General features: G+C 67.1%; 22 protein-coding genes. 12 read left to right on the top strand and 10 right to left on the bottom strand.

The window, feature by feature from the left end; translation table 11 throughout:
- Window positions 1–7: 7 nt before the first annotated feature.
- From CG50_RS03890 to CG50_RS03875, 4 genes are all read right to left on the bottom strand, one after another.
- Window positions 8–1,018 (bottom strand): glycosyltransferase, encoded by a 1,011-nt coding sequence (locus CG50_RS03890; protein ID WP_036635408.1) that lies wholly within the window; start codon window positions 1,016–1,018, stop codon window positions 8–10.
- Window positions 1,019–1,090: 72 nt separating this feature from the next.
- Window positions 1,091–2,584, bottom strand: a complete 1,494-nt coding sequence (locus CG50_RS03885) for a heme biosynthesis protein HemY (RefSeq protein WP_051909469.1) — start codon at window positions 2,582–2,584, stop codon at window positions 1,091–1,093.
- Between the two features lie 12 nt (window positions 2,585–2,596).
- Window positions 2,597–3,760, bottom strand: coding sequence for a COG4223 family protein (locus CG50_RS16155; RefSeq protein ID WP_051909467.1), 1,164 nt, complete (start codon window positions 3,758–3,760; stop codon window positions 2,597–2,599).
- Window positions 3,761–3,858: 98 nt separating this feature from the next.
- A complete protein-coding gene (locus CG50_RS03875) occupies window positions 3,859–4,587 on the bottom strand; it encodes a uroporphyrinogen-III synthase (protein WP_051909465.1) in 729 nt (242 codons plus the stop codon).
- A gap of 81 nt (window positions 4,588–4,668) precedes the next feature.
- On the opposite strand from CG50_RS03875, the gene tsaD reads away from it, so the two are divergent.
- From tsaD to CG50_RS03850, 5 genes are read left to right on the top strand one after another with little or no spacing between them, the layout of a single operon-like run.
- On the top strand, window positions 4,669–5,763 hold the full coding sequence (gene tsaD / locus CG50_RS03870) for a tRNA (adenosine(37)-N6)-threonylcarbamoyltransferase complex transferase subunit TsaD (RefSeq protein WP_036635404.1): 1,095 nt from the start codon (window positions 4,669–4,671) through the stop codon (window positions 5,761–5,763).
- Complete coding sequence (locus CG50_RS03865) at window positions 5,760–6,716, top strand: NAD(P)H-dependent glycerol-3-phosphate dehydrogenase (RefSeq protein WP_036635403.1); 957 nt, start codon at window positions 5,760–5,762, stop codon at window positions 6,714–6,716. The genes tsaD and CG50_RS03865 overlap by 4 nt, the downstream gene beginning before the upstream one ends.
- Entirely contained in the window at window positions 6,717–6,986 is a 270-nt protein-coding gene (locus tag CG50_RS03860; protein ID WP_036635401.1) for a YciI family protein, read from the top strand. It begins immediately after the preceding gene.
- Window positions 6,986–7,405 carry an EVE domain-containing protein gene (locus tag CG50_RS03855; RefSeq protein WP_036635400.1) on the top strand — a complete coding sequence of 140 codons (420 nt, stop codon included), beginning with the start codon at window positions 6,986–6,988 and terminating at the stop codon, window positions 7,403–7,405. The genes CG50_RS03860 and CG50_RS03855 overlap by 1 nt, the downstream gene beginning before the upstream one ends.
- Before the next feature lie 38 nt (window positions 7,406–7,443).
- Window positions 7,444–8,115, top strand: coding sequence for a CbiX/SirB N-terminal domain-containing protein (locus CG50_RS03850; RefSeq protein WP_036635399.1), 672 nt, complete (start codon window positions 7,444–7,446; stop codon window positions 8,113–8,115).
- A gap of 7 nt (window positions 8,116–8,122) precedes the next feature.
- Here CG50_RS03850 and CG50_RS03845 read toward each other — a convergent pair whose 3' ends face one another.
- The 6 genes from CG50_RS03845 to CG50_RS03820 all read right to left on the bottom strand — a co-directional run bounded on the left by CG50_RS03845 (window position 8,123) and on the right by CG50_RS03820 (window position 14,300).
- Window positions 8,123–9,559 carry an aldehyde dehydrogenase family protein gene (locus tag CG50_RS03845; RefSeq protein ID WP_036635397.1) on the bottom strand — a complete coding sequence of 479 codons (1,437 nt, stop codon included), beginning with the start codon at window positions 9,557–9,559 and terminating at the stop codon, window positions 8,123–8,125.
- A 326-nt stretch (window positions 9,560–9,885) separates the two neighbouring features.
- Window positions 9,886–12,015: a hypothetical protein gene (locus CG50_RS03840; protein WP_152559418.1), complete on the bottom strand. Its 2,130-nt coding sequence runs from the start codon at window positions 12,013–12,015 to the stop codon at window positions 9,886–9,888.
- Window positions 12,012–12,881: a flagellar motor stator protein MotA gene (motA, locus tag CG50_RS03835; protein ID WP_036635395.1), complete on the bottom strand. Its 870-nt coding sequence runs from the start codon at window positions 12,879–12,881 to the stop codon at window positions 12,012–12,014. Before motA ends, CG50_RS03840 begins: the two co-directional genes overlap by 4 nt.
- A gap of 31 nt (window positions 12,882–12,912) precedes the next feature.
- A complete protein-coding gene (locus tag CG50_RS03830; RefSeq protein ID WP_036635394.1) occupies window positions 12,913–13,467 on the bottom strand; it encodes a MotE family protein in 555 nt (184 codons plus the stop codon).
- A complete protein-coding gene (locus CG50_RS03825; RefSeq protein WP_036635392.1) occupies window positions 13,464–13,826 on the bottom strand; it encodes a hypothetical protein in 363 nt (120 codons plus the stop codon). Before CG50_RS03825 ends, CG50_RS03830 begins: the two co-directional genes overlap by 4 nt.
- Window positions 13,827–13,835: 9 nt before the next feature.
- Window positions 13,836–14,300, bottom strand: a complete 465-nt coding sequence (locus tag CG50_RS03820; protein WP_051909463.1) for a flagellar basal body-associated FliL family protein — start codon at window positions 14,298–14,300, stop codon at window positions 13,836–13,838.
- Between the two features lie 123 nt (window positions 14,301–14,423).
- On the opposite strand from CG50_RS03820, the gene fliF reads away from it, so the two are divergent.
- The 7 genes from fliF (at window position 14,424) to CG50_RS03785 (ending at window position 23,392) form a co-directional block, all read left to right on the top strand.
- The gene (gene fliF / locus CG50_RS03815) at window positions 14,424–16,052 is read left to right on the top strand and encodes a flagellar basal-body MS-ring/collar protein FliF (RefSeq protein WP_036635385.1); all 1,629 of its coding nucleotides are present in this window, start codon (window positions 14,424–14,426) and stop codon (window positions 16,050–16,052) included.
- Window positions 16,053–16,055: 3 nt separating this feature from the next.
- Window positions 16,056–16,679, top strand: coding sequence for a hypothetical protein (locus tag CG50_RS03810; protein ID WP_051909461.1), 624 nt, complete (start codon window positions 16,056–16,058; stop codon window positions 16,677–16,679).
- On the top strand, window positions 16,642–16,935 hold the full coding sequence (locus CG50_RS03805) for a FliM/FliN family flagellar motor switch protein (protein WP_036635383.1): 294 nt from the start codon (window positions 16,642–16,644) through the stop codon (window positions 16,933–16,935). Before CG50_RS03810 ends, CG50_RS03805 begins: the two co-directional genes overlap by 38 nt.
- Window positions 16,936–17,655: a flagellar type III secretion system pore protein FliP gene (gene fliP / locus CG50_RS03800; RefSeq protein ID WP_036635381.1), complete on the top strand. Its 720-nt coding sequence runs from the start codon at window positions 16,936–16,938 to the stop codon at window positions 17,653–17,655.
- A gap of 111 nt (window positions 17,656–17,766) precedes the next feature.
- The gene (locus CG50_RS03795) at window positions 17,767–18,933 is read left to right on the top strand and encodes an efflux RND transporter periplasmic adaptor subunit (RefSeq protein ID WP_036635379.1); all 1,167 of its coding nucleotides are present in this window, start codon (window positions 17,767–17,769) and stop codon (window positions 18,931–18,933) included.
- A 2-nt stretch (window positions 18,934–18,935) separates the two neighbouring features.
- A complete protein-coding gene (locus tag CG50_RS03790; RefSeq protein WP_036635377.1) occupies window positions 18,936–22,043 on the top strand; it encodes an efflux RND transporter permease subunit in 3,108 nt (1,035 codons plus the stop codon).
- The gene (locus tag CG50_RS03785; RefSeq protein ID WP_036635375.1) at window positions 22,040–23,392 is read left to right on the top strand and encodes an efflux transporter outer membrane subunit; all 1,353 of its coding nucleotides are present in this window, start codon (window positions 22,040–22,042) and stop codon (window positions 23,390–23,392) included. Before CG50_RS03790 ends, CG50_RS03785 begins: the two co-directional genes overlap by 4 nt.
- Window positions 23,393–23,418 lie beyond the last annotated feature (26 nt).

Below are 23,418 nucleotides of genomic sequence, written 5' to 3'. Positions count from 1 at the left end.
CCGGGGGTCAGTCCTCGCCCGGAACCCGGGCAAGGGCCTGAATTTCCGCGTGGCTGCGGTGGGTATCGCGCAGCAGCGCATCGCGGATCGCCAGTTTCAGCAGACGGCGGAAAACCGGGCGTTGTGCCTCGGTGTAATGGCGGCCGAGGCGGAACCACTTCGGGATCAGCAGGCAGATCAGTGGCCAGAACAGCGGCCCCGATGCCTCGTGATACATCAGCAGGCCGTTGCGGTAGTTGTAGTAAACCTTCCAAAGCGGCTTGTAGACGCGCAGCGTTCCGCCGGAAAACGTCCGGAAATCATGCTCGTAGCGCACTGTCGGGTCAAAGGTCAGCTTCAGTCCGGCCTTGCGGATCGCCAGCGTGTAAAGAACGTCATCGCCGTAGATGAACAGGTTGCCCGGCGGGAAGCCCGCGAGCTGCATCGCCTTACGTGACACGAACAGCCCGACGAAGGAGGTGCCGTCGATCTCGCATGGCGCGGCCGTCGGCTCGAAGGCGCTGTCGGGCAGGTGGTAGCCCGCACGCCCGCCACCAAAGAGCACGCGCAGGAACACTTTCGGATGCCAGAACGGGTTCATCCAGGGCCGGTTCATCTCGCAGATGCCGCCGGCCGGGTAGCGCACCGCGGTGGCAAGGCCGTCGAAATCCGGCGTGCCCTCGCTCAGCCGGGCGTGGAACGCGGCCAGCGCGCCCGGCTCCGGCCTTGCGTCGTCGTCCATGATCAGCAGCCAGTCGGGGTCGTGGCGGTCATGGACCAGGCGCATCCCGGCCTCGAACCCGCCGGCGCCGCCCAGATTGACCGGATTGTGCACCACCTCGAGGCGCGGATCGCTTTGCGCATCGAGCCATTCCCGCGTCCCGTCGGTCGAGGCGTTGTCGAACACCAAGACGCGTTCAAGCTCGGCCGCGGGGCTGTCGAGCAGCCGCGCCACTGTCACCTGCAGCTGGTCGAGCCGGTTGAAGGTCACGACAAGGGCGTTAAGTCGGGCACTCTGCCCGTTCTCGGTCCGTTGCATGTCGCTTCCTTCCGTCGCGCCCGTCAAAGTCGCGGCAATCTGTCCCGAAGGCCGGGCCGGGTCAAGGGAGGCTCATTTCCCGGATTTCTGCTCCGGAGGGCGCAACTCCGCCGCCCAGTCGATGTCACAATTCCCGTCGGCCGCGGCGCGGATCGCTTCCTCGCGCGAGGGTTGGGGCTCTGGCGTGGCCGGGGTGCCGACGATCAGCGGCAGCATCTCGGCGCCGTTGGTCACCGGCTGCGATCCGGCTGCCGGTTCGCGCCAGCTGAGCGTGTCGAACCCACCGCAGTTGTTGCACACCGGCGTCCAGTCCGACTGGATGTTCTGGCACTTGTCGCAGCACCATTGCGGGCCGCGCGGCGCGCTGAGGGCCCGCGCCAGCCAGCCGCGCACCACCGCGTCATCGGCGCCTTCGCCGCGTTCGATGGCCGCCATCAGCGCCATCACCCGCTGCGTCGGATGGCGCGTCGCCAGATCGCCGAGCGCGCGCCGCGCCGCCGGGAAATCCTCGGCCGCGATGGCCAGTTCGGCTTCCAGCAGCTTGCTCTCGTCATGATCGGGGCGCAGCGCCAGCAGTTTACCGAAGCGTTTCAGCCGCTCGGCCGGGGTCTCGTCCGCCACGATGCGGGCGAAGGCCGCGGCCAGATCGGGATGCGGCTGCGCCTCCCAGGCCTTGAGGATCACGCGCGCGGCGTTCTTCGCCTTGCCCTCGGCGGTATAGGCATCGGCCGCCATCACCGCCGCCGGGATCAGATCGGGCGAAGCCTTGTTGGCGGCGATCGCCTCCTCGCGCGCCTCGATGGTCGCGCCCTCGGCCAGAACGCCCTTCGCCTCCTGCAGCGCCATGACCGCATCGCGACGCTGATGCACGTCCTTCGGCAACTGGCCCTGATAGCGTTTGTCGTTCAGCACCTCGCGCGCGCCCTTCCAGTCGCCGGCCTCGGTGCGCAGCTTCAGCAGCGTGTCCTGCACCTCGGTCTGCGAGGGTTTCAGCGCATAGGCCTTCTGGGCCAGCGCCAGCGCCGTGGCGGTGTCGCCCTCGGCCAGTTTCTGGCGCATCAGCCCGCGGATGCCGACGAAACGGGTGCGCTCGTCGCCCAGAAGGCGCTTGTAGACCTCGGCGGCCTTGCCGGTGTCGCCAGCGACCTCGGCCGCCTGCGCCGCAAGCAGATTGGTCAGATGCGGCTGCTTCAGGTAACGCTCTGCCTTCGCGGCCTCGGACAGGGCAAGTTTTCCCTCGCCCGAAGCGACGGCGAGCATCCCCTGCGCGAGCGCCTCGTAGCCCTTGCGCTCGGCGCGGCGGTCCAGATAGCGGTTGATCGCCGTGGTATCGCCGAGCAGGAACCGCCCGGCCGCGACCAGAAGACCGATGGCGCGGATCGCGCCCCAGATCACCCCGATGATCACGATGGCGGCAATCGCCGCGGTCAGCGGCCCGAGCGTGTATTCGGTGCCGAAGACGACGATGCGCAGCGCCTCGGCACTGTCGGCGAGATGTGCCGCGACCAGCGTCAGAACCACTACCAGAACGAGGAAAATCGCGACCTTGACGAAAGACCAGATCATCGCGCCCTCCTCCTATCGAACCGAGGCGGCGAAATCGCCAAGCGCCTTGCCCGCCGCGAGCCGCGCCTGAGCGAGCGCCATCCACCCCGAGATCGCCTGTTTGCCGGCCTCGGGCAGGGTGTCGAGTTCGGCGGTGGCGCGGGCGATGTCGCCCGCCTCGACCGCGGCACCGGCGCGCGACAGCACCGCATCGGCATCCGTGCCGTCGCGCGGGCTGACCGAGCGCGCACCCACCTGCGTCATCAGGAAGGCGATCGCCCGTTCGCCGATACCGCCTTCGCGGGCGCCGGCCTTGCGCGCGGCCGCCAGCGCATCGCGCGCCGCCGCCGGGAAGGACATCTGCAACGTTGCGAGTGTCGGCACCGTGGCCGAGATCGCCGCGGGGACGCTCAGCCCCGCCGCCTGCGCATCGGCGATCGCCGGCCCGAGCGGCGCACCCGCGTCATAGGCGGCCGACAGCCGGGCGACCGCGGATTGCTGAATGGTGCGTTTCACCGCCGCCTCGGCCTGAGCGCGCAGTTCGGCGCTTTGCGCCTCGCCCTGCTTCAGGCGTGTTTCGGCCTGACTGGCGGCGGCATTGACCTGAGCCGAGATCGCCTCGGGCGAGACCGCGCCGATCTGCGCCTTCAGCGCGTCGATCTGCGCCTGAAGCCCCGAGGTATCGGCGGTTTCGGTCGTCGATGCGGTGCCTTGGGCCGCGATCCGGTCCTCGACGGCTTTCATCCGGCCGTCGAGATTGCGCAACTGCGCCGTCGTTTCGTCCAGCGCGGCCCGCAGGCCGGACTGATCGTCGGCCGCGGCCGGTGGGGCGGATTGCAGCGTGGCGATGCGCGCGTCGAGCGCCGCGATCTGCTTCGCCTGAGCGTCGATCTTGTCGGCCGTGCCGTCATCCACGGCGGCCGGCTGTGGCAGAAGTGCCGCGAGCTGCGGCACACGCGGCAGCGCCCAGACCGTCGCGCCCGCCCCGATCAGCGCCGCGATCACACCGCCCGCCAGCAGCGCGCCGAAGCCGGCTCCGGCCGTGCGGGGCGCCTCGGCCGCCGGAGATTGTTTCTCAGGTTCAGAGACTTCGGCCAGTGCCCGGACCTTTTCGGCATGGGCGCGTTCCGCTGCCATGGCCTTGTCTGCGGTTTCGGCCGTGATCTCGGTCGTCCGGGTGGTTTCGGGTTCCGTCATGGCCGATGGTCCTCCTCGCGCGGGCTTGGTCTCGGGGTAGTCTAGTGGGGTGGGGGGCGGGGCTCAACCCGTCTGTCGGGCCTTCTGTCAGGTCACGCTCACTGCACCCGCATCAGTCGTTCGAGCGCATCGAGCACCCCCGCCGCATCGGGGTGACCGGCAATCTCGGCCTGCTCGGCCCGCAGCCCTCCGGCCGCCGCCAGCACCGCGCCCGAGATTGCCGCGAGCCAGATCGGCGCGCGCCGTTCTGTGCCGGTGTCGGCCACCGCATCCGTCAGCGTCCGCGCCGTGCGGGGCGAGAACACCGGCACCAGCAGTGCCGCCGTCCCTGCCAGGGCCGCCGTGGCCTCTGGCGTCAAGGGCAGGCGCTCCTGCCGGTAAACCACCACTTCTTGTGCTTCCAGACCGGCATCATTCAACATTTCGGCCAGCGGAACGGCGACCTCTTCGCCGCGGACATGCACCAGCGGGCCTTCGGGCGCCTCGGCGAGCAGCATCCGCCACAGGCCTGCGGCATCGCCCGGCCCCTCGATCGCCTCGAAACCGGCGGCGCGCGCGGCCTCGGCGGTGCGCATCCCGACGCACCAGGCGCGCCGGCCCGCACGGGGCAGGGCGCTTGCCGGCGGCATCACGAAGACCGCCTGTTCCGAGGTGAAGATGTAGTCGCCCGCCTCGGGGATCGGCGCGCCGGTCGGGCGAAGTTCGGTCAGCGGCGAGACGATCACCGGCCAGTCGGCACCGAACCGGGCGCGGAACGCCTCGGCGAAGCGGATCGCGCCGGCACGCGGACGGGTGACAAGCAGCGTCGGGCGGGGATCGTCGGGCATCGGCCGCTCCCGGGATTGCAGGGTCATGTCTCTGGTGTTACCTGCGAAGACAGTACCACGCAACAATTCGACGGGGGCCGGATGACCCAGAGCCTCACCTTCCTCGGCATCGAATCGAGCTGCGACGATACCGCCGCGGCCATCGTGCGCCTGACCGGCGAGGTGCCGGAAATCCTCGCCTCGGTCGTCGCCGGTCAGTTCGAGCTGCACGCCCCCTATGGCGGCGTCGTCCCCGAGATCGCCGCCCGCGCCCATGCCGAGAAGCTCGACCTGTGCGTCGAGGAGGCGCTTGCGGTCTCGGGCCTCGGACTTGCGGATCTCGACGGGGTGGCGGTGACGGCGGGGCCGGGGCTGATCGGCGGGGTGATGTCGGGCGTGATGTGCGCCAAGGGCATCGCTGCGGGCACCGGGCTGCCGCTTGTGGGCGTGAACCATCTGGCCGGCCATGCGCTGACGCCGCGGCTGACCGACGGGCTCGATTATCCCTATCTGCTGCTGCTGGTTTCGGGCGGGCATTGCCAGTTCCTGATCGTCGGCGGGCCGGAGGCGTTCACCCGCATCGGCGGCACCATCGACGACGCGCCGGGCGAGGCCTTCGACAAGACGGCGAAGATCCTCGGCCTGCCGCAGCCGGGTGGCCCCGCGGTCGAGGCCGAGGCGCGTCAGGGCGATGCCAAACGCTTCCATTTTCCGCGCCCGCTGCTGGACCGTCCGGGCTGTGACATGTCGTTTTCCGGGCTGAAGACCGCGCTGGTGCGTGCCCGCGATGCGGCGATGGCCGAGGCGGGCGGGCTGCTGCGGCAAGACCGTGCGGATCTGTGCGCCGGGTTCCAGTCCGCCGTGGCCGACGTTCTGGCCGAGAAGGCCCGCCGCGCCATGCGCCTTTACATGGAGCGCAACCCGGCCCGTCCGGCGATCGCCGTGGCCGGTGGCGTTGCCGCGAACACCGCGATCCGCGCGCGGTTGCAGGGCGTCGCGGCCGAATTCGGTGCCGAATTCGCCGCGCCGCCGCTTAAACTGTGCACCGACAACGCGGCGATGATCGCTTTCGCCGGGATGCAGCGGTTTCGCCGCGGCGAGAGGGACGGGATGGACCTGACGGCCCGGCCGCGCTGGCCGCTCGACGATCACGCGCCGGCGATGCTCGGGTCCGGCAAGAAGGGGGCGAAGGCATGACGGTCGCGGTTCTGGGGGCAGGGGCGTTCGGCACGGCGCTGGCGATCACGCTGGCGCAGAACGGGCCAGTGACGCTTTGGGCGCGCGATGCCGCCAAGGTGGCCGAGATCGCCCGCACCCGGCTGAACGAGCGCCGTCTGCCCGGCTGTCCGCTGCCCGAAAACGTCGCCGTCACCGCCGATCTGACCGAGGCCACCCGCGCCCCGGTAATCCTGCTCGCCGTGCCCATGCAGCAGACCGCGGCCTTCCTGACCGAACATGCCGCGCTTCTCGATGGTCGGGTGCTGGTCGGCTGCTCGAAGGGGATCGACCTTGCCTCGGGGCGGGGGCCGGTCGCGCTGATCTCGGATATCTGCCCGGCGGCCCATGCCGCGATCCTGACCGGGCCGAGCTTCGCCGCCGACATCGCGCGCGGGCTGCCGACGGCGCTGACGCTGGCCTGTGACGAGGATGGCGGCGCGCTTCAGGCCCGGCTGTCGACGCCGAGCCTGCGGCTCTATCGCACCTCGGACAAGACCGGGGCAGAGCTGGGCGGTGCTTTGAAGAACGTGATCGCGATCGCCGCCGGGGTGGTGATCGGCGCGGGCCTTGGCGATTCCGCCCGTGCCGCGCTGATGACCCGCGGCTTCGCCGAGATGGTGCGCATCGCCACCCACCTCGGCGCGCGGGCCGAGACGCTGGCCGGGCTGTCGGGCTTCGGCGATCTGGTGCTGACCTGCACCTCGGTGCAGTCGCGCAACTTCCGCTTCGGTCACGCGCTTGGCGCGGGCGAGGATTTCGACCCCACCACCACGGTCGAGGGGGTTGCAACCGCGCGCGCCGTGGTGGACCTTGCGCAGCGGACCGGCATTGACATGCCGGTGGCCACGATGGTCACCGCGCTGGCCGCAAAGAAAATGACGGTGGCCGAGGCGACCCATGCCCTGCTGTCGCGCCCGCTCAAGGAGGAATGAATGCTCTTCGCGATCATCTGCAAGGACAAGGCCGGCGCGCTTCAGACCCGGCTCGACAACCGCGAGAAACACCTCGCCTATCTGGCCGAAACCGGCATCGTGCAGATCGCCGGCCCGTTTCTGGAAGACGGCCGGATGACCGGCTCGATGGTGGTGGTCGAGGGCGACAGCATCGAGGTGGCGAAGGACTGGGCGGCGAATGACCCCTATGCCAAGGCCGGCCTGTTCGAGGATGTGCGCATCACCGAATGGAAGAAGGTCGTCGGCTGATGGCGAAGTGGCTGTTCAAGTCCGAGCCGGATGTGTTCTCCTGGGACGATCTGGTGGCCAAAGGGGCCGCCGGCGAGCAGTGGGACGGCGTGCGCAACTATCTGGCACGCAACAACATGCGCGCGATGCAGCTTGGCGATCAGGGGTTCTTCTACCACTCCAATCAGGGCAAGGAGGCCGTCGGCATCGTCGAGGTCTGCGCGCTCGCCCATCATGACAGCACCACCGAGGATCCGCGGTGGGATTGCGTCGATATCCGCGCGCTGCGCCCGCTGGCGCAGCCGGTGACGCTGGCCGCCGTGAAGGCGGAGCCGCGGCTGTCGCAGATGTCGCTTGTCACCAGTATGCGCCTGTCGGTGCAGCCGGTGACCGAAGAGGAATGGCGTCTGGTCTGCGAGATGGGTGGCGTCGAACCCTGATCCGGCCTGCCGGAGACCATTCGGAAAGGGGTGCACCGATGCCGGATTTCGTCCTTGTCGCTCATGGATCGCCCTCGGAGCCGCTGCCTGCGGATGCCGCGCTTGCCGCCATCGCGGCACATGTCGCGCCGCTGGTGCCGGGGCATGAGGTGCGCTCGGCCACGCTGGCGCTGCCGGGTGCGCTCGACGCGGCGGTCGCGGGGCTGTCGGATCCGGTGATCTATCCGTTCCTGATGGCCGAGGGCTGGTTCACCCGCACCGAACTGCCCCGTCGTCTGGCCGAAATCGGTGTCACCGCGCGGATCCTGCCGCCCTTCGGTCTGGAACCCGCGCTGACCGATCTGGCGCTGAGCGCGCTTCCCGCCGGGACGGCCGAGGTCATCCTCGTCGCCCATGGCGCGCGCCGGCCGGGTCCGGCGCGGGACAGTGCGCTCGATCTGGTGCGGCGGCTGGAATTGGCGGGACGTTTCGCCCGTGTGTTGCCGGCATTTCTGGAAGAGGCGCCGTTCCTCGCCGATGTCGCGGCGGAAGCGCCCGATGCGGTCTGCCTGCCGTTCTTCGCGCTGCGCGCGGGCCATGTCGCGGGCGATATTCCCGCGGCGCTCGATCAAGGGGGATTTCGCGGGCAGTTGCTGCCGGCCCTCGGCGAGATGGCCGAGGTGCCGGCGCTGATCGCCCGCAGTCTGCGGACGATCGCGGAACAGGGCTGAGCCTGTCTTATTCGACCCAACCGCCGATCGACTTCGAGTCGCAGAACTCCTCGATGCCCCAGCGGCCGCCCTCGCGCGCGCGCCCGGAGGCCGAGACCCCGCCGAACGGCGCGCCGGCGCCGCGGCTCTGGCCGTTCGCCACTGCCATGCCTGAATGGAAGGCGCGCAGGACGCGGTTGACCTTGGCGCCGTCCTGACTCTGGACGTAGTTGGTCAGCCCGTAAGGGGTATCATTGGCGATCCGAAGGGCTTCTTCCTCGGTGTCGAAAGGCATGATCGACAGCACCGGCCCGAAGATTTCCTCGCGCATGATGGTCATGTCGGGGGTGCAGTCGGCGAAGACCGTCGGGCGCACGAAATAGCCCTTGTTCAACCCCTCGGGACGGCCGAGGCCGCCGGTCAGCAGCGTCGCGCCCTCCTTGATGCCGGCGGCGATCAGGCCCTGGATCTTGTCGAACTGGCTCTGGTTGATGACCGGGCCGATGTGATCGCCGGCCTCGTGACCCGAGGCGACGCGGATCCCCTCGGCCGTCGCCTTCGCGATTTCCAGCGCGCGGTCGTAGGCCGGGCGTTCGACCAGCATCCGGCTCGGCGCGTTGCACGACTGCCCGGTGTTTTCCATCATGTGCACGACGCCGCGGCGCACCGCATCGTCATCGGCATCGGCGAAGACGATGTTCGCGCCCTTGCCGCCCAGCTCCAGACAGACGCGCTTCAGCGTTTCCGCCGCAGTCTTCGAGATCGCCTTTCCGGCGCGGGTCGAGCCGGTGAACGAGATCATCTCGATGTCCGGGTGGCCCGAAAGCTGGGTGCCGACGCCCATGCCGTCGCCGTTGACCAGGTTGAACACGCCCGCCGGGATACCGGCCTCGTCGATGAATTCGGCGAACAGCATCGAGGACAGCGGTGCCTCTTCCGAGGGTTTCAGCACCATCGTGCAGCCCGCGATCAGCGCCGGCGTCACCTTCAGCGTGACCTGGTTCATCGGCCAGTTCCACGGCGTGATGAGCCCGACGACGCCAACCGGTTCATAGGAGATCATCGCCCCGGGTGTGCCATCGCCGAGCGGATGGATCCAAAGGAAGTCCTTGGCCGCATTTACGAAATTCGTCATGTGCCAAGTGCCGGCGCCAGCCTGCTCTCGCAACGCGAAGTCGATCGGGGCGCCCATTTCCAGACTGATCGCTTCGGCCATCTCGTCGATGCGGCGGGTGTAGACCGCGATCAGCCGCTCGACGAGGGCAATGCGTTCGGCCGGCGGTGTGGCGCGCCATCCGGGCAGCGCGGCCCTGGCGGCGGCGACGGCGCGGTCGGTATCGGCCTGATCGCCGAGCGAGATCACCGCGCAGGCCTCTTCGGTGGAGGGATCGATGACCGCATGATCGCGGGCCGCTGCCGGCGTCACCCATGCGCCGTCGATATAGAATTTACGCTTGTCCAGCATGTGGGGCTCCCTGTTTTTTCGGCGACCGCCGCCTTCGGCCCTCTGACTGTCATCCGGGCCGGGGCGATTCGACCGGACTTTAGCAGAGGATGGCGGTCCGAACAGGCACCGTGAGCGGGGCAGGTTCGCTTGCGATACCGATCTTGTCCCGGTCATTGTCATGCTGCGGCTCCGTCCGGCATTCGCGGATCGGATTCAGGGCAATGCCCATTGCGTAAATTCAATTGCACGGATTCGCTCATCGTATCGGACTGAGACAAGACGTTCGTTTTCTCGCGGTTGCTTTTCGGGCTTTCCAATCGGCCGATGTCGCCGACATCAAGACGTCATGGCGGTGGAACCTGAGACAGAAGTGTTTCCCAGGCAGCACGGTCTGCCTGACTGTCGGAGATTTGTCGGTTGGCGCGGCTCAGCAGGCCAGTCCCCTCTTCCGGCGCGGGCGCCCGGGACAGAGACCGGCGGATTGCGGTTTTCTGTGCCTCGGTCCCGAAGCGCAGGATCGCGTCGGGAGAGCCGCTGCGCCAGGCTTCCTGCGCGGCACGGGCAGTGTCGTTCATCGCGGCAAACATCTCGGCCGCTGCGGCATGTTCGCCAAGACCGGCCAGAGCTTCGGCCCGCAGGACGGCCACATCGGACCCATCCATCCCATCAAGTGCGGCAATCGCTGTCGGTGGGTCGCCGTTGGCCAGTGCCGCGCGTGCCAGCGCAACGCGGCCGCGGGGGGTGCGCTGAGCTGGCGGGTCCAGAACGGAGGCTCCGGCTTCTCCGAAGCCGAGTGTGGACAGCCGTTCCGACAAGGCAATTTGCTGGTTCAGCCCAAGTCCGGTCTCCCGCGCCTGAGCGACCCGCGGCAGCAGGCGCGACAGAAACAGATTGTCGTCCGGCACCCGCGACAGAATGTCGAACGCCTTTTGCCCGGCGCTGTGGCGCAGGTCGTCTTCGGTTCCGGCGGGCCAGGCATCGAGCACGGCGAATGCCGTGTCAAAGTCTCCGACCGAGGCGGCCCCCAGTATTTGCGCCCGTCGCATCCGGTAACTGTCGCGACCGTCGCCCAGCAGATGCACGAAATCGGCCGCCCGCTGCGTTTCGGCCTCGGGGACGGCGCGATGCCTGTCGATGAAGGAGTCGATGCGCATTGCGACGGCACGGGCAGCCTCGGCATCCTTGCCCTGTGCCACGGGTCCGAGAAGGTCTGCGGCCGCCGCCGGTGCCTTGTCGGCCAGTTCGAGCCGTGCTTCGGCCAGACGGGCGGCGTCGCTTTCCGGCGTCTCCGAGCGGCGGAAGGTGTTGCGGATGGCTTCTGCGGTCTCTCTGGCGCCGGCCTTCAGCAGGCGGTCGATCAGCCGCATTCCCAACGCGTCCCGGAGCCCCTGCGGCAAGGCGGAAAAGCTGCGCTGCACGGCATCCATGTCGGAAGCGGTCGCTGCAGCCGGTTCTGGCGAGGCCAGAAAGGCCCAGATCGCAACTCTTCCGGGGCATCCGCGCATGGCGGTCAGGGACGCGGAAGCGGGGCGGTCGTCGAGCACATCGGCCATCGCCAGAATGGCCGCGTCTGATTTTCGCACCGGCGTCGTGGCGTCGCGAAAGGCTTCGATGGTCCGTCTGGCCTCCGTGGACATGCCGAGGGCCAGATAGACTCTGGCCAGTCCGGTGACCGCGTTCTGGTCCGGCCGGTCGAATTCACCGATGAGAGATCGGCGTGCGGCTGAGATCTGTTGCACAGGGGGCTGGTCGTTCAGCCAGCTTCCCGGATCGTAATCCTCGTCCGCTGCGCAGGTGCGGCCGCCCGGTCCCATCCGTCGAACCAGCATTCCCATGTCCCGGTCCATCACGGTCAGGCTGTCCATGCCGAACAGAATGTCGGAACGTGGCGTCACCGGCTCTGGCGCCGCACGGGCAGGAGCCATCGGATTTATGCGAACCACCCCTTGCGTTGCAGAGCGCCCCAGTTGCAGCAGCAAGTCCTGTTCGGCCTGCTGAACCCGGGAATCGGGCAGGGGCAGGGTTGGCCTCGGGGGTTGGTTTCCGGCGGAATCTTCGCGCCACCACGATGATGGCAAATCGCGGTTCTGCGGCTCGGGGGCCGGATCGGTTGCATCCGAAATATCGAGGACCGCTCCGCCCTGGCTCAGGCCAAAGGAGGACACCCGCGTCGTCATGGCGGTTGTCAGGCGCAGTGTCGCTCGATCGGGCAGGGCAGTCATGTCCGCGATGCGCGCCCTGGGAATGCGGCGAAAGGCGTTCGACAGGTCGAAATCCAACGGCTCTCCGCGGGCGGTCAGCAGAATCTCCGTGCCCGACTGGCGGACCGTCCATTCAGTGCCTTGAGGAAACAGGACGACCACACGGGTAAATCCCGCGTGCTCGCCCGACCTGACAATGACATCGCGGGCGGAGGCCGCGATGGCCCAGACAGCCAGTGTGACCGACCACAGAAGAAGACGCAAACTGCTCATGCGGCTTCGGTCCTGGCGGCCTTCAGCGCCTGCTCGAGCTCTGAGAAGCTTGGCCGGAGGTGATGAGGCATGTTCTGCCGCCCTACCTCGAGGCAGATATTGGTCGCGTAATTATACAGATTGGATACCAGAACTTCGCGGATCAGGCGGTAGAAATTGCTGTCTTCGTCGACGCAAAACCGGATGCGAGAGGCGAAGGGCGCGATGAACCCATAGGCCAGGAAAACGCCGAGGAAGGTGCCGACCAGTGCGCCGCCGATCATCTTTCCCAGGACCTCCGGCGGCTGGTCGATGGCCCCCATCGTTTTCACCACGCCCAGAACCGCGGCCACGATACCGAGCGCCGGCATGGCGTCGGCCATCTGCTGCAAGGCGTGGCTGGAATGTCGGGCATGTTCCAGATTGGCGTCCAGTTGCTTGTCCAGGACCTCTTCGACCTGATGCGGATCGTCATAGTTCATCGACGCCGCCCGCAATGTATCGCAGATCATTTCGACGGCATCGTGATCCGCCAGAATCTTCGGGTATCTCGTGAAGATCGCAGAACTTTCCGGAGCCTCGATATGCTCTTCGATGGCGACGGGGTTCTGCCGCAGAAGGCGGATGATCTCGAACAGCAGGCACAGCAGATCGCGATAGTCGGCGGGGCTCCATTTCGGCCCCTTGAACACCTTCTTCATGTCGCGCATCACATGCTTGATCGACGCCACGTCGTTCGCCAGTGCAAAAGATCCCACGGCAGCGCCGCCGATGATGATCATTTCGAAGGGGACGGCCTCGATGATGATCGACAGATGTCCTCCGGCCGCGACATAGCCGCCGAAGACCATCACGAAGACGATCACGATGCCTGCGATGTTGATCATGGGCGCTGCTCTCGTCGCTGCGACACAGGGGTCAGTTCTTCGGAGCGCCGGCATTGCGGCCGGCAAAGATCACGCTGACGGAATAGGCGAATTTCGGGTCGAGGCTCGCCATCACGGCCGCGGCCGTTTCGGGCTTCATCCGGGCCAGGAAGCCTGCGGCGAAGTCGGGTGCCATCGTCTCGAACAGGGGGGCGGCCTCCCGTGGTTTCATGTTCTCGTAGATCGCGACCAGACGCGCGACATCGCTGTCGGCGGCGGTGTCGGCGAAGGTGACGGTTTTGGACAGGTCGTCCTCGGCCTTGCGCAGGGCTGCCAGACGCTCCTCCATTCCCTTTTCGGCGACGCCAAGCGCCTGAGCCCGGTCGGCCAGGGCACCTTCGCGCTGCTCCAGCTTCGCCTCGCGGGCGCGCAGAGTGTCGAGCAGGGCGGCGGTGTCGGTTTCGCTCAGGCACTGGCGGGCCGAATCGGCGGCACTTGCAAGGCCGGCAGCCACCCCGGGCAACGAAGCGATGCGCATCAGGGCCGCCGACACAAAGACCAGCGCCAGCGCGGCCAGAATGCCGCGACCGCGGGGGCGGATGGTCATGCCGCTTCCTCCGCCATGTTGTGCCGCGACCGCCGGCGCACGACGCGGTGGCGCGCCGATGGGGCCTGTCCTGCGGGCGGTATGTCATGCAGCGAGGCGAGAACCAGCTCCAGGCGCTTCGCTCCGGCATCTGCGTGTTCGGTCAGCCGCGACAGCTGCCCCGCCGATGCCGATGCCGATTCCTGAGCCCGTTTCAGCGCCTGAGTCAACTCATCGACCTGGGCCGACAGGACGGCGATGGCCGTTCCCATGTCGCCTTCGAGCTGTCTGAACCGGTTCAGGCGCCGGGACAGGATCATGCAGTAGACGGCCGCCCCCAGGGCAGCGATGGCAATCAGGATATCCGCGACGATTGTCATTGTTTTCCCTCAGTTGAGAACGAATTCGGTAATCAGCAGGTCGTCGATCATGTCTTCTCCGGTCACGATTCGGGCGCGGCGCAGCATCTGGGCGCGCAGCCGGATCAGCGAACCGGGAGCCTCGATTTCTTCGGGGGTCAGCACGTGAAGGTAGCTGTTGAGAATGTCGGCGATACGCGGCTTCAGTTCCTCGACAGCCCGGGCCTTGTCCTTCGGAACTTCGATCTGGGCCGAGAAGCGCAGATGGCGGGCCGATTCGGGGCCGATGGAAACCAGAATCGGATCGAGCGGCACGAAAGCCGTGTCGGCCGGGGAGGGGGCCTTATCCCCGGATTCGCGATGCAGATCGGGCAAAAAGCCCTTGTAAGACAAGAAGAATCCGCCGCCTCCACACAGCGCCATCAGCACTGCCCCGATGAGTATGGGGAGCAGCTTGCGCTTCGCAGGGGGGGGGGTCGTTTCCTCAAGGCTCATGTTCGCCACCGAAATCTTTCGTCGGGAAAGCTATAACCGTGCACCGACTAACCGATTGTTAAGCGGAACCGGGAAAACATCGCCGTGCAGACAGGGCAGAAGTCCGCTCGCAGGAGGTGTGCGTTGCAACAGATCTCGACCGCCTGGCAGGCACTCGATACCCGTCGCCGGATGATTGCCGGCGCGGCGGCGGTGGCGATGTTCGCGGCCATCCTCGCGTTGTCGGGGCTGGCGGCGAAGCCGCGGATGGCGCTGCTTTATGCCGGGCTGGAGGCGGCGCAGGCCGGTCAGGTCGTTTCGGCACTGGATCAGCGTGGCGTCAGCTATGAGGTGAAGGGCGATTCGATCTGGGTCGATGCGGCGCAGCGCGATGCGTTGCGGATGTCGCTGGCTTCGGATGGGCTGCCAGAAAGCGGGGGCAACGGCTATGAGCTGCTCGACACGCTGTCGGGGTTTGGCACGACCTCGCAGATGTTCGACGCCGCCTACTGGCGCGCCAAGGAAGGAGAGCTGGCCCGCACGATCTTGTCGAATCACGAGATTCGCGCCGCCCGGGTGCATATCGCCAATCCGGTCGGGCAGGGATTTCGCAACACCGTGCGACCGACGGCCTCGGTCACTGTCACAACGGTCAATGGCGGGCTTTCGCCGCCTCAGGCCAAAGCATTGAAATATATGGTTTCATCGGCCGTTTCGGGAATGCGGCCCGAAGACGTTTCGATCATCGACAGCGCGTCCGGCCTGGTGTCGGTCGGCGATGACACGCCGCAGCGCTCGAATGACATGCGCGCGGCAGAGCTGCGCCGCAATGCCGAGAGGGTGCTCGAGGCGCGGGTTGGGTATGGCAATGCCGTGGTCGAGGTCGCCGTCGATACCGTCACCGAACGCGAAGCGGTGACGGAGCGGCGCATCGACCCGCAGACACGCGTCGCGATTTCGACCGATTCCGAAGAGCGCAAGCGTCAGGACAGCAATAATCGCAGTGGTGCCACAACGGTGGCCTCGAACCTGCCCGAGGGTAATGGAGCCAATGACAGCCGGTCGCAAAGTCAGGACAACGAAACACGCGAGCGCACGAACTACGAGGTCTCAGAAACCACACGTGAGGTCGTGCGTGACCCCGGCGATATCAAGCGCCTGACGGTCGCGGTTCTGGTCGACGGGGTTGAGGGTAAGGATGATAAGGGGCAGCCGACGACCGCGCCGCGCTCGGACGAGGAGATTGCCGCGCTGCACGATCTGGTGGCCTCGGCCGTCGGCTTCGACGAGGCGCGTGGCGATGTGATCACGATTCGCTCGATGCCGTTCCGGCCGCTGGAGGCCACGGGAACAGAGGCGACGGGCGGGTTTCTGGCCAGCCAGTCCTTCGATCTGATGCGGATGGCGGAAATCGGGGTGGTCGCGCTGGTGGTTCTGATTCTGGGGTTGTTCGTGGTGCGCCCGATGCTGTTGCAGCGTCGCGAGCCTGCCTTGCCGGCCCCGTCCGGAGGTGCGGGTTTGCCCGTGCCGGTGGCGGATTCGCTTCCCGCGATGGCGGCTCCGGCGATGGCGATGCCCGCCATGGCGCCGATGGCAGAGCCGGAACTTGTGATGCCGAGCTTCGGGATGGCCGACATTTCCCTTCCGGGTGAAACTGTCGGCGCGATGGAGGGCGATCCGGTCGCCCGGCTGCGCACGCTCATTCAGCAGCGCCGCGCCGAATCGGCCGAGATCTTGCGGGGCTGGATGGAAACCCCGGATCGGGAGGTCTGAGCGATGCAGAAGCTGCGCCTCGAATGCTTCGGCGCGACTGAGGTCGAGACCGATCAGATCATGACAACACTGGCTGCACTGGAAGAGCAACGCCTCGCGGCTTATGATGCGGGTTATCGGGCCGGCTGGGAGGATGCCGGTGCGGCGCACGACGCGCAGCGCTCTGCCGAGGTTGAGGCTGCCCTTCAGCATCTGCAGGATCTGTCCTTCACCTATCACGAGGCACGCCAGGCCCTTATGGCCGAGATCGCCCCCCTGATGGCCGAGGTCGTCGGAAAGGTGCTGCCCGCGGCGGCACACCGGTCTCTGGTGCCGATGATCGTCGATCTTCTGCGCGACAAGGCCGCCGATCTCGCGAACCTGCCCCTGCGAGTCACCGCTCCGGCCGGGGTGTTGGGCCAGTTGCGCAGTTTGCTGGGCGAAATCGAGGGGCTGCCGATCGACTATGTGGATGCCGGATCGGGGGCCGCCGGGGTCGCGGTTGTCGCCTTCGCCCGGGGCGAGACCAAGATCGACCTCGATTCGCTGACGATGCGGATCGGGGCCGCCGTGAGCGACTATTTCACCTCCAACCGACAGGATGATGACGATGAGCGATCCGCAAAGCCCGCCGCCCCCCGGGGCTGACCGTGCCAATCCGTTCTCGCAGGTGCCGATCGAGATCACCATATCGGTCGGCCGGGCGCATCCGACGGTGCGCGATATGCTGCAGCTGAAGAAGGATTCGGTGCTGACGCTGGACCGTCGGGTCGAAGATCCGGTGGAGCTGTACATCGGCGACCGGCTGATCGCACGCGGAGAGCTGACCGAGAGCGGCGATGACGCCAATCCCACGCTGGCCGTGCGACTGACCGAGGTCGTCGACGCGCGGGACGTGCTCTGAATGCGGGTCTGGCTGTGCCTGCTGTTCGTCCTGCTCGCCGGTCCGGCCGCGGCGCAGCAGATGACGCTCGATCTCGGGGCGGATCAAAGCCTCGCGGGGCGCTCAATGCTGCTGTTCGGGGCGATCACGCTGCTCAGCGTGGCGCCGGGTCTGGCGATCATGATTACCTGTTTTCCCTTTGTCGTCACGGTCTTGTCGATCACCCGGCAGGGTCTGGGGATGCAGTCGGCTCCGCCGAACATGCTGATTGTCAGTCTGTCTCTGTTTCTGACCTGGTTCATTATGGAGCCCACTTTCACCCAAAGCTGGGAGGCCGGCGGTCGTCCCTTTGCGGCGGGTCAGATCGGGGTCGAGGACGCTTTCAATCAGGTAATGGGTCCGTTCCGGACCTTCATGTCTGCCCGGGTCGATCCGGACACGCTGCACCGCTTCATGGCATTGCGCAACCTGCCGTCCGGGGAGGGAGGCGCGGAGGTGCCGCTGTCGGTTCTGGTGCCTTCGTTCATGTTGTCCGAGATCACCCGCGCCTTCGAGATTGGCTTCATGATCTATCTGCCTTTCCTGATCATCGATCTCGTTGTTTCGGCGATCCTGATGTCCATGGGCATGATGATGGTGCCGCCGGCTGCCGTCGCTTTGCCGTTCAAGCTCGCCTTCTTCGTGGTGGCGAATGGCTGGACGCTGATCTCCGATGCCCTGGTGCGCAGTTACATCGGCTGAACGCGCCTCTGCCCGCCGATCACAAAAGCCTGAGGTCGCGACAGACTTTCGGCGACTTGCCGTTATATGAGGGTAGACAGGGCCATCGGGACAGGAACGGGCAGGCGGGCGATGAACAGACAGGCGGTGGCGTGGCTTGCCGGGGTCGCGATGGCGGCGACGATGACGATCTTCGCATCGGCGCAGGCCCAGCAGGCGAAGGGCATGGCCGGGCCCGTGTCGGTCGGGGTTGTCTCGATGAGCCGGCAGGCAGTGCCGCAAGGCGTCGATCTGCCCGGTCGGGCCGTCGCTTATGAACAGGTTTCGATCCGGCCGCGGGTCGGGGGGGTGGTGACGGCGATCGGGTATACTCCGGGCAAGCCGGTCGCGGCGGGGGATCCGCTGTTCCAGCTCGACGATGCCAGTTACGTGGCCACGGTCGCCGCCGACCGGGCCGCGCTGTCGCAGGCAGAGGCCGATCTGCCGATCAAGCAGGCCGCTTATGACCGCACTGCCAAGCTGGTGGGCAAGGGCTACACCACGGCCGATCTGGAAAGCGCCGAGGCCGATCTCGCTTCGGCGAAAGCCACGCTGCAATCGGCGCGCGCGGCACTCGATTTCGCGCAGACGCAGCTGTCCTGGACCACGATCCGCAGTCCGATCGCCGGTATCCCCGAGGTGCAGGCGGTTTCCGTCGGCGATCTGGTCTCGGCGGCGCAAAGTGATGCGATGACCACGGTGACGCGCCTCGATCCGATCTATGTCGACATGCTCGAGCCCTCGGCGCGAATGCTCACGATCCGTCAGCGTATCGACGACGGTGCCCTGACCCCGACGAAGGAGATCGACGCCCGCCTCGTGCTGGAGGATGGGCAGACCTATACCGGAAAGGGTCATATGGTCACGCCGTCCTCGATCGTGTCGACCTCGACCGGCACGCTCAGTTTGCGGTTCGAGTTCGAGAACCCCGATGGCAAGATCCTGCCCGGAATGTTTCTGCGCGGCACGGTGACGCTTGGAACGACGCAGGCTTTCCTGGTGCCGCAGCGCGCCACCACGCTCTCCGCCACCGGCGGGCTGACCGCCTTCGTGGTCGAGGACGGCAAAGCGAAAGCGGTCGATCTGACCTATTCCGGCACGCAGGGCAGCCACTGGATCGTCACCGGGGGACTGAACGAAGGCGACAAGCTGATCGTCGACGGACTGAAGTCGCTGACCGCCGGACGTGAGGTCAAGTCGGTGCCGGTCAGCATCGATGCCGATGGGCTGACCCGGGATGCCCCGGCAGCGGCGAACTGACGATGGCGCGCTTCTTCATTCACCGGCCGGTCTTCGCCTGGGTTCTGGCCATCCTGGTGATGCTGGCGGGCTGGTTCGGGCTGACCTCGCTGCCCGTCTCGCAGTATCCCGAGATCGCGCCGACCACGGTCCGCGTTTCGGCCAGCTATACCGGCGCCACCGCCGAGACGGTGCAGAATTCCGTTACCGCGGTGATCGAGGAGGGCATGACCGGCCTCGATGGGCTGATGTATATGACGTCGACGTCGTCGTCGGGGCGCTCGTCGATCCAGCTGATCTTTGACGACAGCGTGACGGCGCAGTCGGCCCAGGTCGATGTTCAGAACAAGTTGCAGCTGGTGCAGAAGAAGCTGCCTGACAGCGTGATCCAGTCCGGTGTCTCGGTCAGCCGGTCGAGCTCGTCGATTCTGATGGTCGGGGCGTTGGTGTCGACGGACGGGCGCTATGACCGCTCGGCGCTGGGCGACATGCTGGACCGGATCCTTCTCGACCCGATCCAGCGCACCGAAGGGGTGGGCGCGATCAACGCCTTCTCCTCGCCCTATGCGATGCGGATCTGGCTCGATCCGGCGAAGCTTTACAAATACGGGCTGACGCCGAATGACGTGACCACCGCGGTGACGGCGCAGAACAGGAATATCTCGGTCGGCTCACTCGGTTCGCTGCCGGCGGTGCAGGGGCAGCAGTTCACCATCCCGCTGAATGCGCAATCGCAGCTGTCGAGCATCGACGAGTTCGAGCGCATCGCGCTGACCACGGCGTCGGACGGATCGACGGTCTATCTGGGCGATGTCGCCCGGGTCGAGATCGACGCGCAGGATCTGGCCTCGACGTCGCGCTACAACGGCAAGCCGGCTGCGGGCTTCGGTGTGAACCTGGCGGTCGGGGCGAATGCGGTCCATACGGCCGCCGCGGTGCGCAAGACCATTGCCGATCTGCAGGGCGCCCTGCCTGTCGGGGTCGAGGTGCAATATCCCTTCGATACCTCGCCCTTCGTCGAGGAGTCGATCAATCAGGTCTATCACACGCTCGGCGAGGCGGTGGTGCTGGTGTTTCTGGTGATTCTTGCCTTCCTGCAAAGCTGGCGGGCGACGCTCATCCCGACCATCGCGGTGCCGATCGTCCTTCTGGGCACCTTCGGGGTGCTGACCGCCTTCGACATGTCGATCAACACGCTGAGCATGTTCGCGCTGGTGCTGGCCATCGGCCTTCTGGTCGACGACGCCATCGTCGTGGTCGAGAACGTCGAGCGGGTGATGGAGGAAGAGGGCCTCGGCCCGGTCGAGGCGACCGAGAAGTCGATGGGCGAGATTTCCTCGGCGCTGGTCGGAATCGTCATGGTGCTGTCGGCGGTGTTCCTGCCGATGGCGTTCATGTCGGGCTCGACCGGAGTGATCTATCGGCAGTTCTCGGTCACGATCATCTCGGCGATGGTGCTGTCGCTGTTCGTCGCGCTGATCCTGACACCTGCGATGTGCGCGAGCCTTTTGCGCCCGCGTCCGCCCACCCGGTTCGGGCCGGCGCGCGCCTTCAACAGCGCCATCGCGCGGCTGAGCACGGGGTATACCGGCGTCGTCGGGCGCTTCATCCGCCGGCCGTTCCGGGTGATCGTGGTGCTTGCCGCCATCGCGGGCGGGGTCTGGTTCAGCTACCGGGCGCTGCCCAGCTCCTTCGTTCCGACCGAGGATACGGGGATGCTGATGGGCATGGTGACGCTGCCCGACAATGCCACCCGCGGCCAGACCGAACAGGCCGTCGCCGCGATCGAGGATTACCTGCTCAAGGACCAGAAGAACAACGTTCAGTCCACCTTCGCCGCCGTCGGGTTCAGTTTCGGCGGCACCGGACAAAACCGGGCGATGATGTTCATCCGGCTGCGCGATTATGCCAGCCGGCCCGACATGCCGGCGGCGAAGATCGCACAGGCCGCGACGAAGCATTTTGCCGGCAACCGGTTCGGCCAGATCGTCTTCATGCAGCCGCCGGCGATCCATGGGATGGGCAATGCCTCGGGCTTCGACATGTATCTGGTCGACACCGGCGGGCAGGGCAATGCGGCGCTGCGCGCGGCGGCCGACACGCTGGTTGCGCAGGCCGCGGCGACGGGGCTGGTGTCGGGGATGCGCGGCAACGACAAGGCGACGACCCCCTCGATGCAGATCGCCCTCGACCGGCAGAAGGCGCAGGCCTTCGGGCTGACGCTGTCGGACGTGAATTCGATGCTGTCGACGATCTTCGCGGGCGATTACGTCAACGATTTCACACTGAACGGCAAGCTGCGGCAGGTGATCGTGCAAGGCGATGCACCTTACCGGATGCAGCCCGACGACATCTTCGACTGGTCGGCGAAGAACAGCTCGGGCGAGATGGTGCCCTTCGGCTCGTTCATGACGATCGACGGGCAGATGATTGCTTCGACGCTCTATCGTTACGGCGGCACCGGCGCGATCGAACTGACGGGCGACCCGGCGACCGGCGTGGCCTCGGGAACGGCAATGGCGAAGATCGAGGAGCTGGTGAAGGCGATGCCGGGCAATTACTCGGTCGCCTGGGTCGGGCTGTCGTTGCAGGAGCAGAAAGCCGGCAATCAGGAACCGCTGCTGTATACCCTGTCGGCGCTGGTGGTGTTCCTGTGCCTTGCCGCGCTTTACGAAAGCTGGACGGTGCCCTTCGCGGTGATGCTGGCGGTGCCGGTGGGCGTGCTGGGGGCGCTGATCGCGGCGAAGGTGTTTGGCCAGACCAATGACGTCTATTTCAAGGTCGGCATCCTGACCACCATCGGCCTCGCGGCGCGCAACGCGATCCTGATCGTCGAATTCGCCGAGACCCTGCGCGCCGAAGGCAAGACGATTCTGGAGGCGACGGTGACGGCGGCGCGGATGCGGCTGAGGCCGATTCTGATGACCACGCTGGCCTTCGCGCTCGGTATTCTGCCGCTGGCGCTGGCCTCAGGGGCGGGGGCGAAGGCGCAGAATTCCATCGGGATCGGGATGCTCGGAGGGATTGCCTTCACCGCCGTGTTCGGCATCGTGATGGTGCCGGTGCTTTATGTTGCGGTGATGTCCGGTGTGGCCCGGCTGAAATCGCGCGGAAACGGGGAAAACGCATGAGATCCAAGGCCCTCATTCTGGCGCCGCTGCTGGTTGCGGCGGGATGCGCGGCGGTCGGTCCGGATTATCGCCAGCCGCCGGTTGCGCTGACACCGGCCTTCGTCGGCGGCACCGGCGGCCCGGTCGCGGCGCTTGCCAGCCGCGAGTGGTGGCGCGATTATCGCGATCCGCTGCTGAACGAGCTGGTCGGGCGGGGGCTGGCGCAGGCGCTGACGGTGCAGTCGGCGCGCGCGGCCATCGCCGGGGCCGAGGCGAACCTGCGTGCCACCGGGGTGAACGAGGCGCTGTCGGGCTCGGCCTCGGCGTCGCGCGACCGCTCGGGCGGCAGTCAGAAGGCCACGGGGTATCGCAGCAGCTCGACCCTTTCGGCGGATGTGGTGCTCGACATGTTCGGCGGCATCCGGCGCGACCGCGAGGCGGCGCAGGCCGATCTTCAGGCAGCGCATGACGATCTGCAGACCGCGCGCCTCGCCTGGCTGGCCGAGCTGATCGCCGCCTATGCCGATGCACGCTACTATCAGCAGGCATTGACGCTGGCGCACCGGACGATGGCGACCCGGCGTCAGACGCTGGACATCACCCGCACCAAGTTCGAGGCCGGTGCCGCGACAGAGCTGGACGTCGCGCAGGCGCAGGCGCTGCTCGATACCGCGGCGGCGGATGTGCCGAACGATCTGGCGCAGTTCAATGCCAATGTTTTCGCCATAGCGACCTTGCTGAACGAACCCGCCGGCCCGTTGCTGGCGCGGATGCAGCAGGGCGGCGCACCGTTGCGCACACCGGGCACGGTGCCGACGGGGGTGCCGGCGGATCTGCTGCGCAACCGCCCCGACGTGCGCTCGGCCGAGGCGAGCCTGCACGCCGCGACGGCGCGGGTGGGGGTGGCGACGGCAGACATGCTGCCCTCGGTCACGCTGGGGGGATCGGTCGCCAATGCCTCGGGGGTCAAGAGCTGGTCGTTCGGTCCTTCGGTCAGCCTGCCGCTGCTCAACCAGGGCGCACTGGCGGCGGCACGCGATGCGAAGATCGCCGCGGCGCGTCAGGCCGAGATCGCCTGGCGCAGCGCGGTGACCGGCGCGGTCGGCGATGTGCAGCTGGCGCAGTCGAACCTGACCCAGTTCCGGGCGCGCAGGGTCGCGCTCGACCGGGCGGCGGCGTCCTATGGCACGGCGCTGTCGCTGGCGCAGGAGAACTATCGCAACGGCGCGACCTCGCTTCTCGATCTGCTCGACACCGACCGGTCGAAATATTCCGCCGATGTCAGCGCGGCCTCGGCGGCCAATACCGCCGCGCAGGAATGGGCGACGCTGCAGATCGCGACCGGGGCGGGGGCGGGCTCTCCCGATTAGTTGATTTATTTAGTAAGGTATGCCTT

It is taken from the genome of Paenirhodobacter enshiensis (genome assembly GCF_000740785.1).
In the GTDB taxonomy this organism is placed as follows: domain Bacteria; phylum Pseudomonadota; class Alphaproteobacteria; order Rhodobacterales; family Rhodobacteraceae; genus Rhodobacter; species Rhodobacter enshiensis.
Note: the sequence above shows the minus strand (reverse complement) of the source record. Positions and strands in the feature narration are given on the sequence as shown.

Excerpts from the sequence above, each read along its gene's own strand:
- CG50_RS03785 (WP_036635375.1), top strand. The coding sequence starts at position 22,040 with ATGAGATCCAAGGCCCTCATTCTGGCGCCGCTGCTGGTTGCGGCGGGA.
- CG50_RS03890 (WP_036635408.1), bottom strand. The coding sequence starts at position 1,018 with ATGCAACGGACCGAGAACGGGCAGAGTGCCCGACTTAACGCCCTTGTC.
- CG50_RS03810 (WP_051909461.1), top strand. The coding sequence starts at position 16,056 with ATGCAGAAGCTGCGCCTCGAATGCTTCGGCGCGACTGAGGTCGAGACC.
- CG50_RS03805 (WP_036635383.1), top strand. The coding sequence starts at position 16,642 with ATGAGCGATCCGCAAAGCCCGCCGCCCCCCGGGGCTGACCGTGCCAAT.
- tsaD (WP_036635404.1), top strand. The coding sequence starts at position 4,669 with ATGACCCAGAGCCTCACCTTCCTCGGCATCGAATCGAGCTGCGACGAT.
- CG50_RS03795 (WP_036635379.1), top strand. The coding sequence starts at position 17,767 with ATGAACAGACAGGCGGTGGCGTGGCTTGCCGGGGTCGCGATGGCGGCG.
- CG50_RS03875 (WP_051909465.1), bottom strand. The coding sequence starts at position 4,587 with ATGCCCGACGATCCCCGCCCGACGCTGCTTGTCACCCGTCCGCGTGCC.
- CG50_RS03865 (WP_036635403.1), top strand. The coding sequence starts at position 5,760 with ATGACGGTCGCGGTTCTGGGGGCAGGGGCGTTCGGCACGGCGCTGGCG.
- fliP (WP_036635381.1), top strand. The coding sequence starts at position 16,936 with ATGCGGGTCTGGCTGTGCCTGCTGTTCGTCCTGCTCGCCGGTCCGGCC.
- CG50_RS03860 (WP_036635401.1), top strand. The coding sequence starts at position 6,717 with ATGCTCTTCGCGATCATCTGCAAGGACAAGGCCGGCGCGCTTCAGACC.
- CG50_RS03825 (WP_036635392.1), bottom strand. The coding sequence starts at position 13,826 with ATGACAATCGTCGCGGATATCCTGATTGCCATCGCTGCCCTGGGGGCG.
- motA (WP_036635395.1), bottom strand. The coding sequence starts at position 12,881 with ATGATCAACATCGCAGGCATCGTGATCGTCTTCGTGATGGTCTTCGGC.
- CG50_RS03850 (WP_036635399.1), top strand. The coding sequence starts at position 7,444 with ATGCCGGATTTCGTCCTTGTCGCTCATGGATCGCCCTCGGAGCCGCTG.
- CG50_RS03855 (WP_036635400.1), top strand. The coding sequence starts at position 6,986 with ATGGCGAAGTGGCTGTTCAAGTCCGAGCCGGATGTGTTCTCCTGGGAC.
- CG50_RS03845 (WP_036635397.1), bottom strand. The coding sequence starts at position 9,559 with ATGCTGGACAAGCGTAAATTCTATATCGACGGCGCATGGGTGACGCCG.
- CG50_RS03830 (WP_036635394.1), bottom strand. The coding sequence starts at position 13,467 with ATGACCATCCGCCCCCGCGGTCGCGGCATTCTGGCCGCGCTGGCGCTG.
- CG50_RS03790 (WP_036635377.1), top strand. The coding sequence starts at position 18,936 with ATGGCGCGCTTCTTCATTCACCGGCCGGTCTTCGCCTGGGTTCTGGCC.
- CG50_RS03820 (WP_051909463.1), bottom strand. The coding sequence starts at position 14,300 with ATGAGCCTTGAGGAAACGACCCCCCCCCCTGCGAAGCGCAAGCTGCTC.
- CG50_RS03840 (WP_152559418.1), bottom strand. The coding sequence starts at position 12,015 with ATGAGCAGTTTGCGTCTTCTTCTGTGGTCGGTCACACTGGCTGTCTGG.
- CG50_RS16155 (WP_051909467.1), bottom strand. The coding sequence starts at position 3,760 with ATGACGGAACCCGAAACCACCCGGACGACCGAGATCACGGCCGAAACC.
- CG50_RS03885 (WP_051909469.1), bottom strand. The coding sequence starts at position 2,584 with ATGATCTGGTCTTTCGTCAAGGTCGCGATTTTCCTCGTTCTGGTAGTG.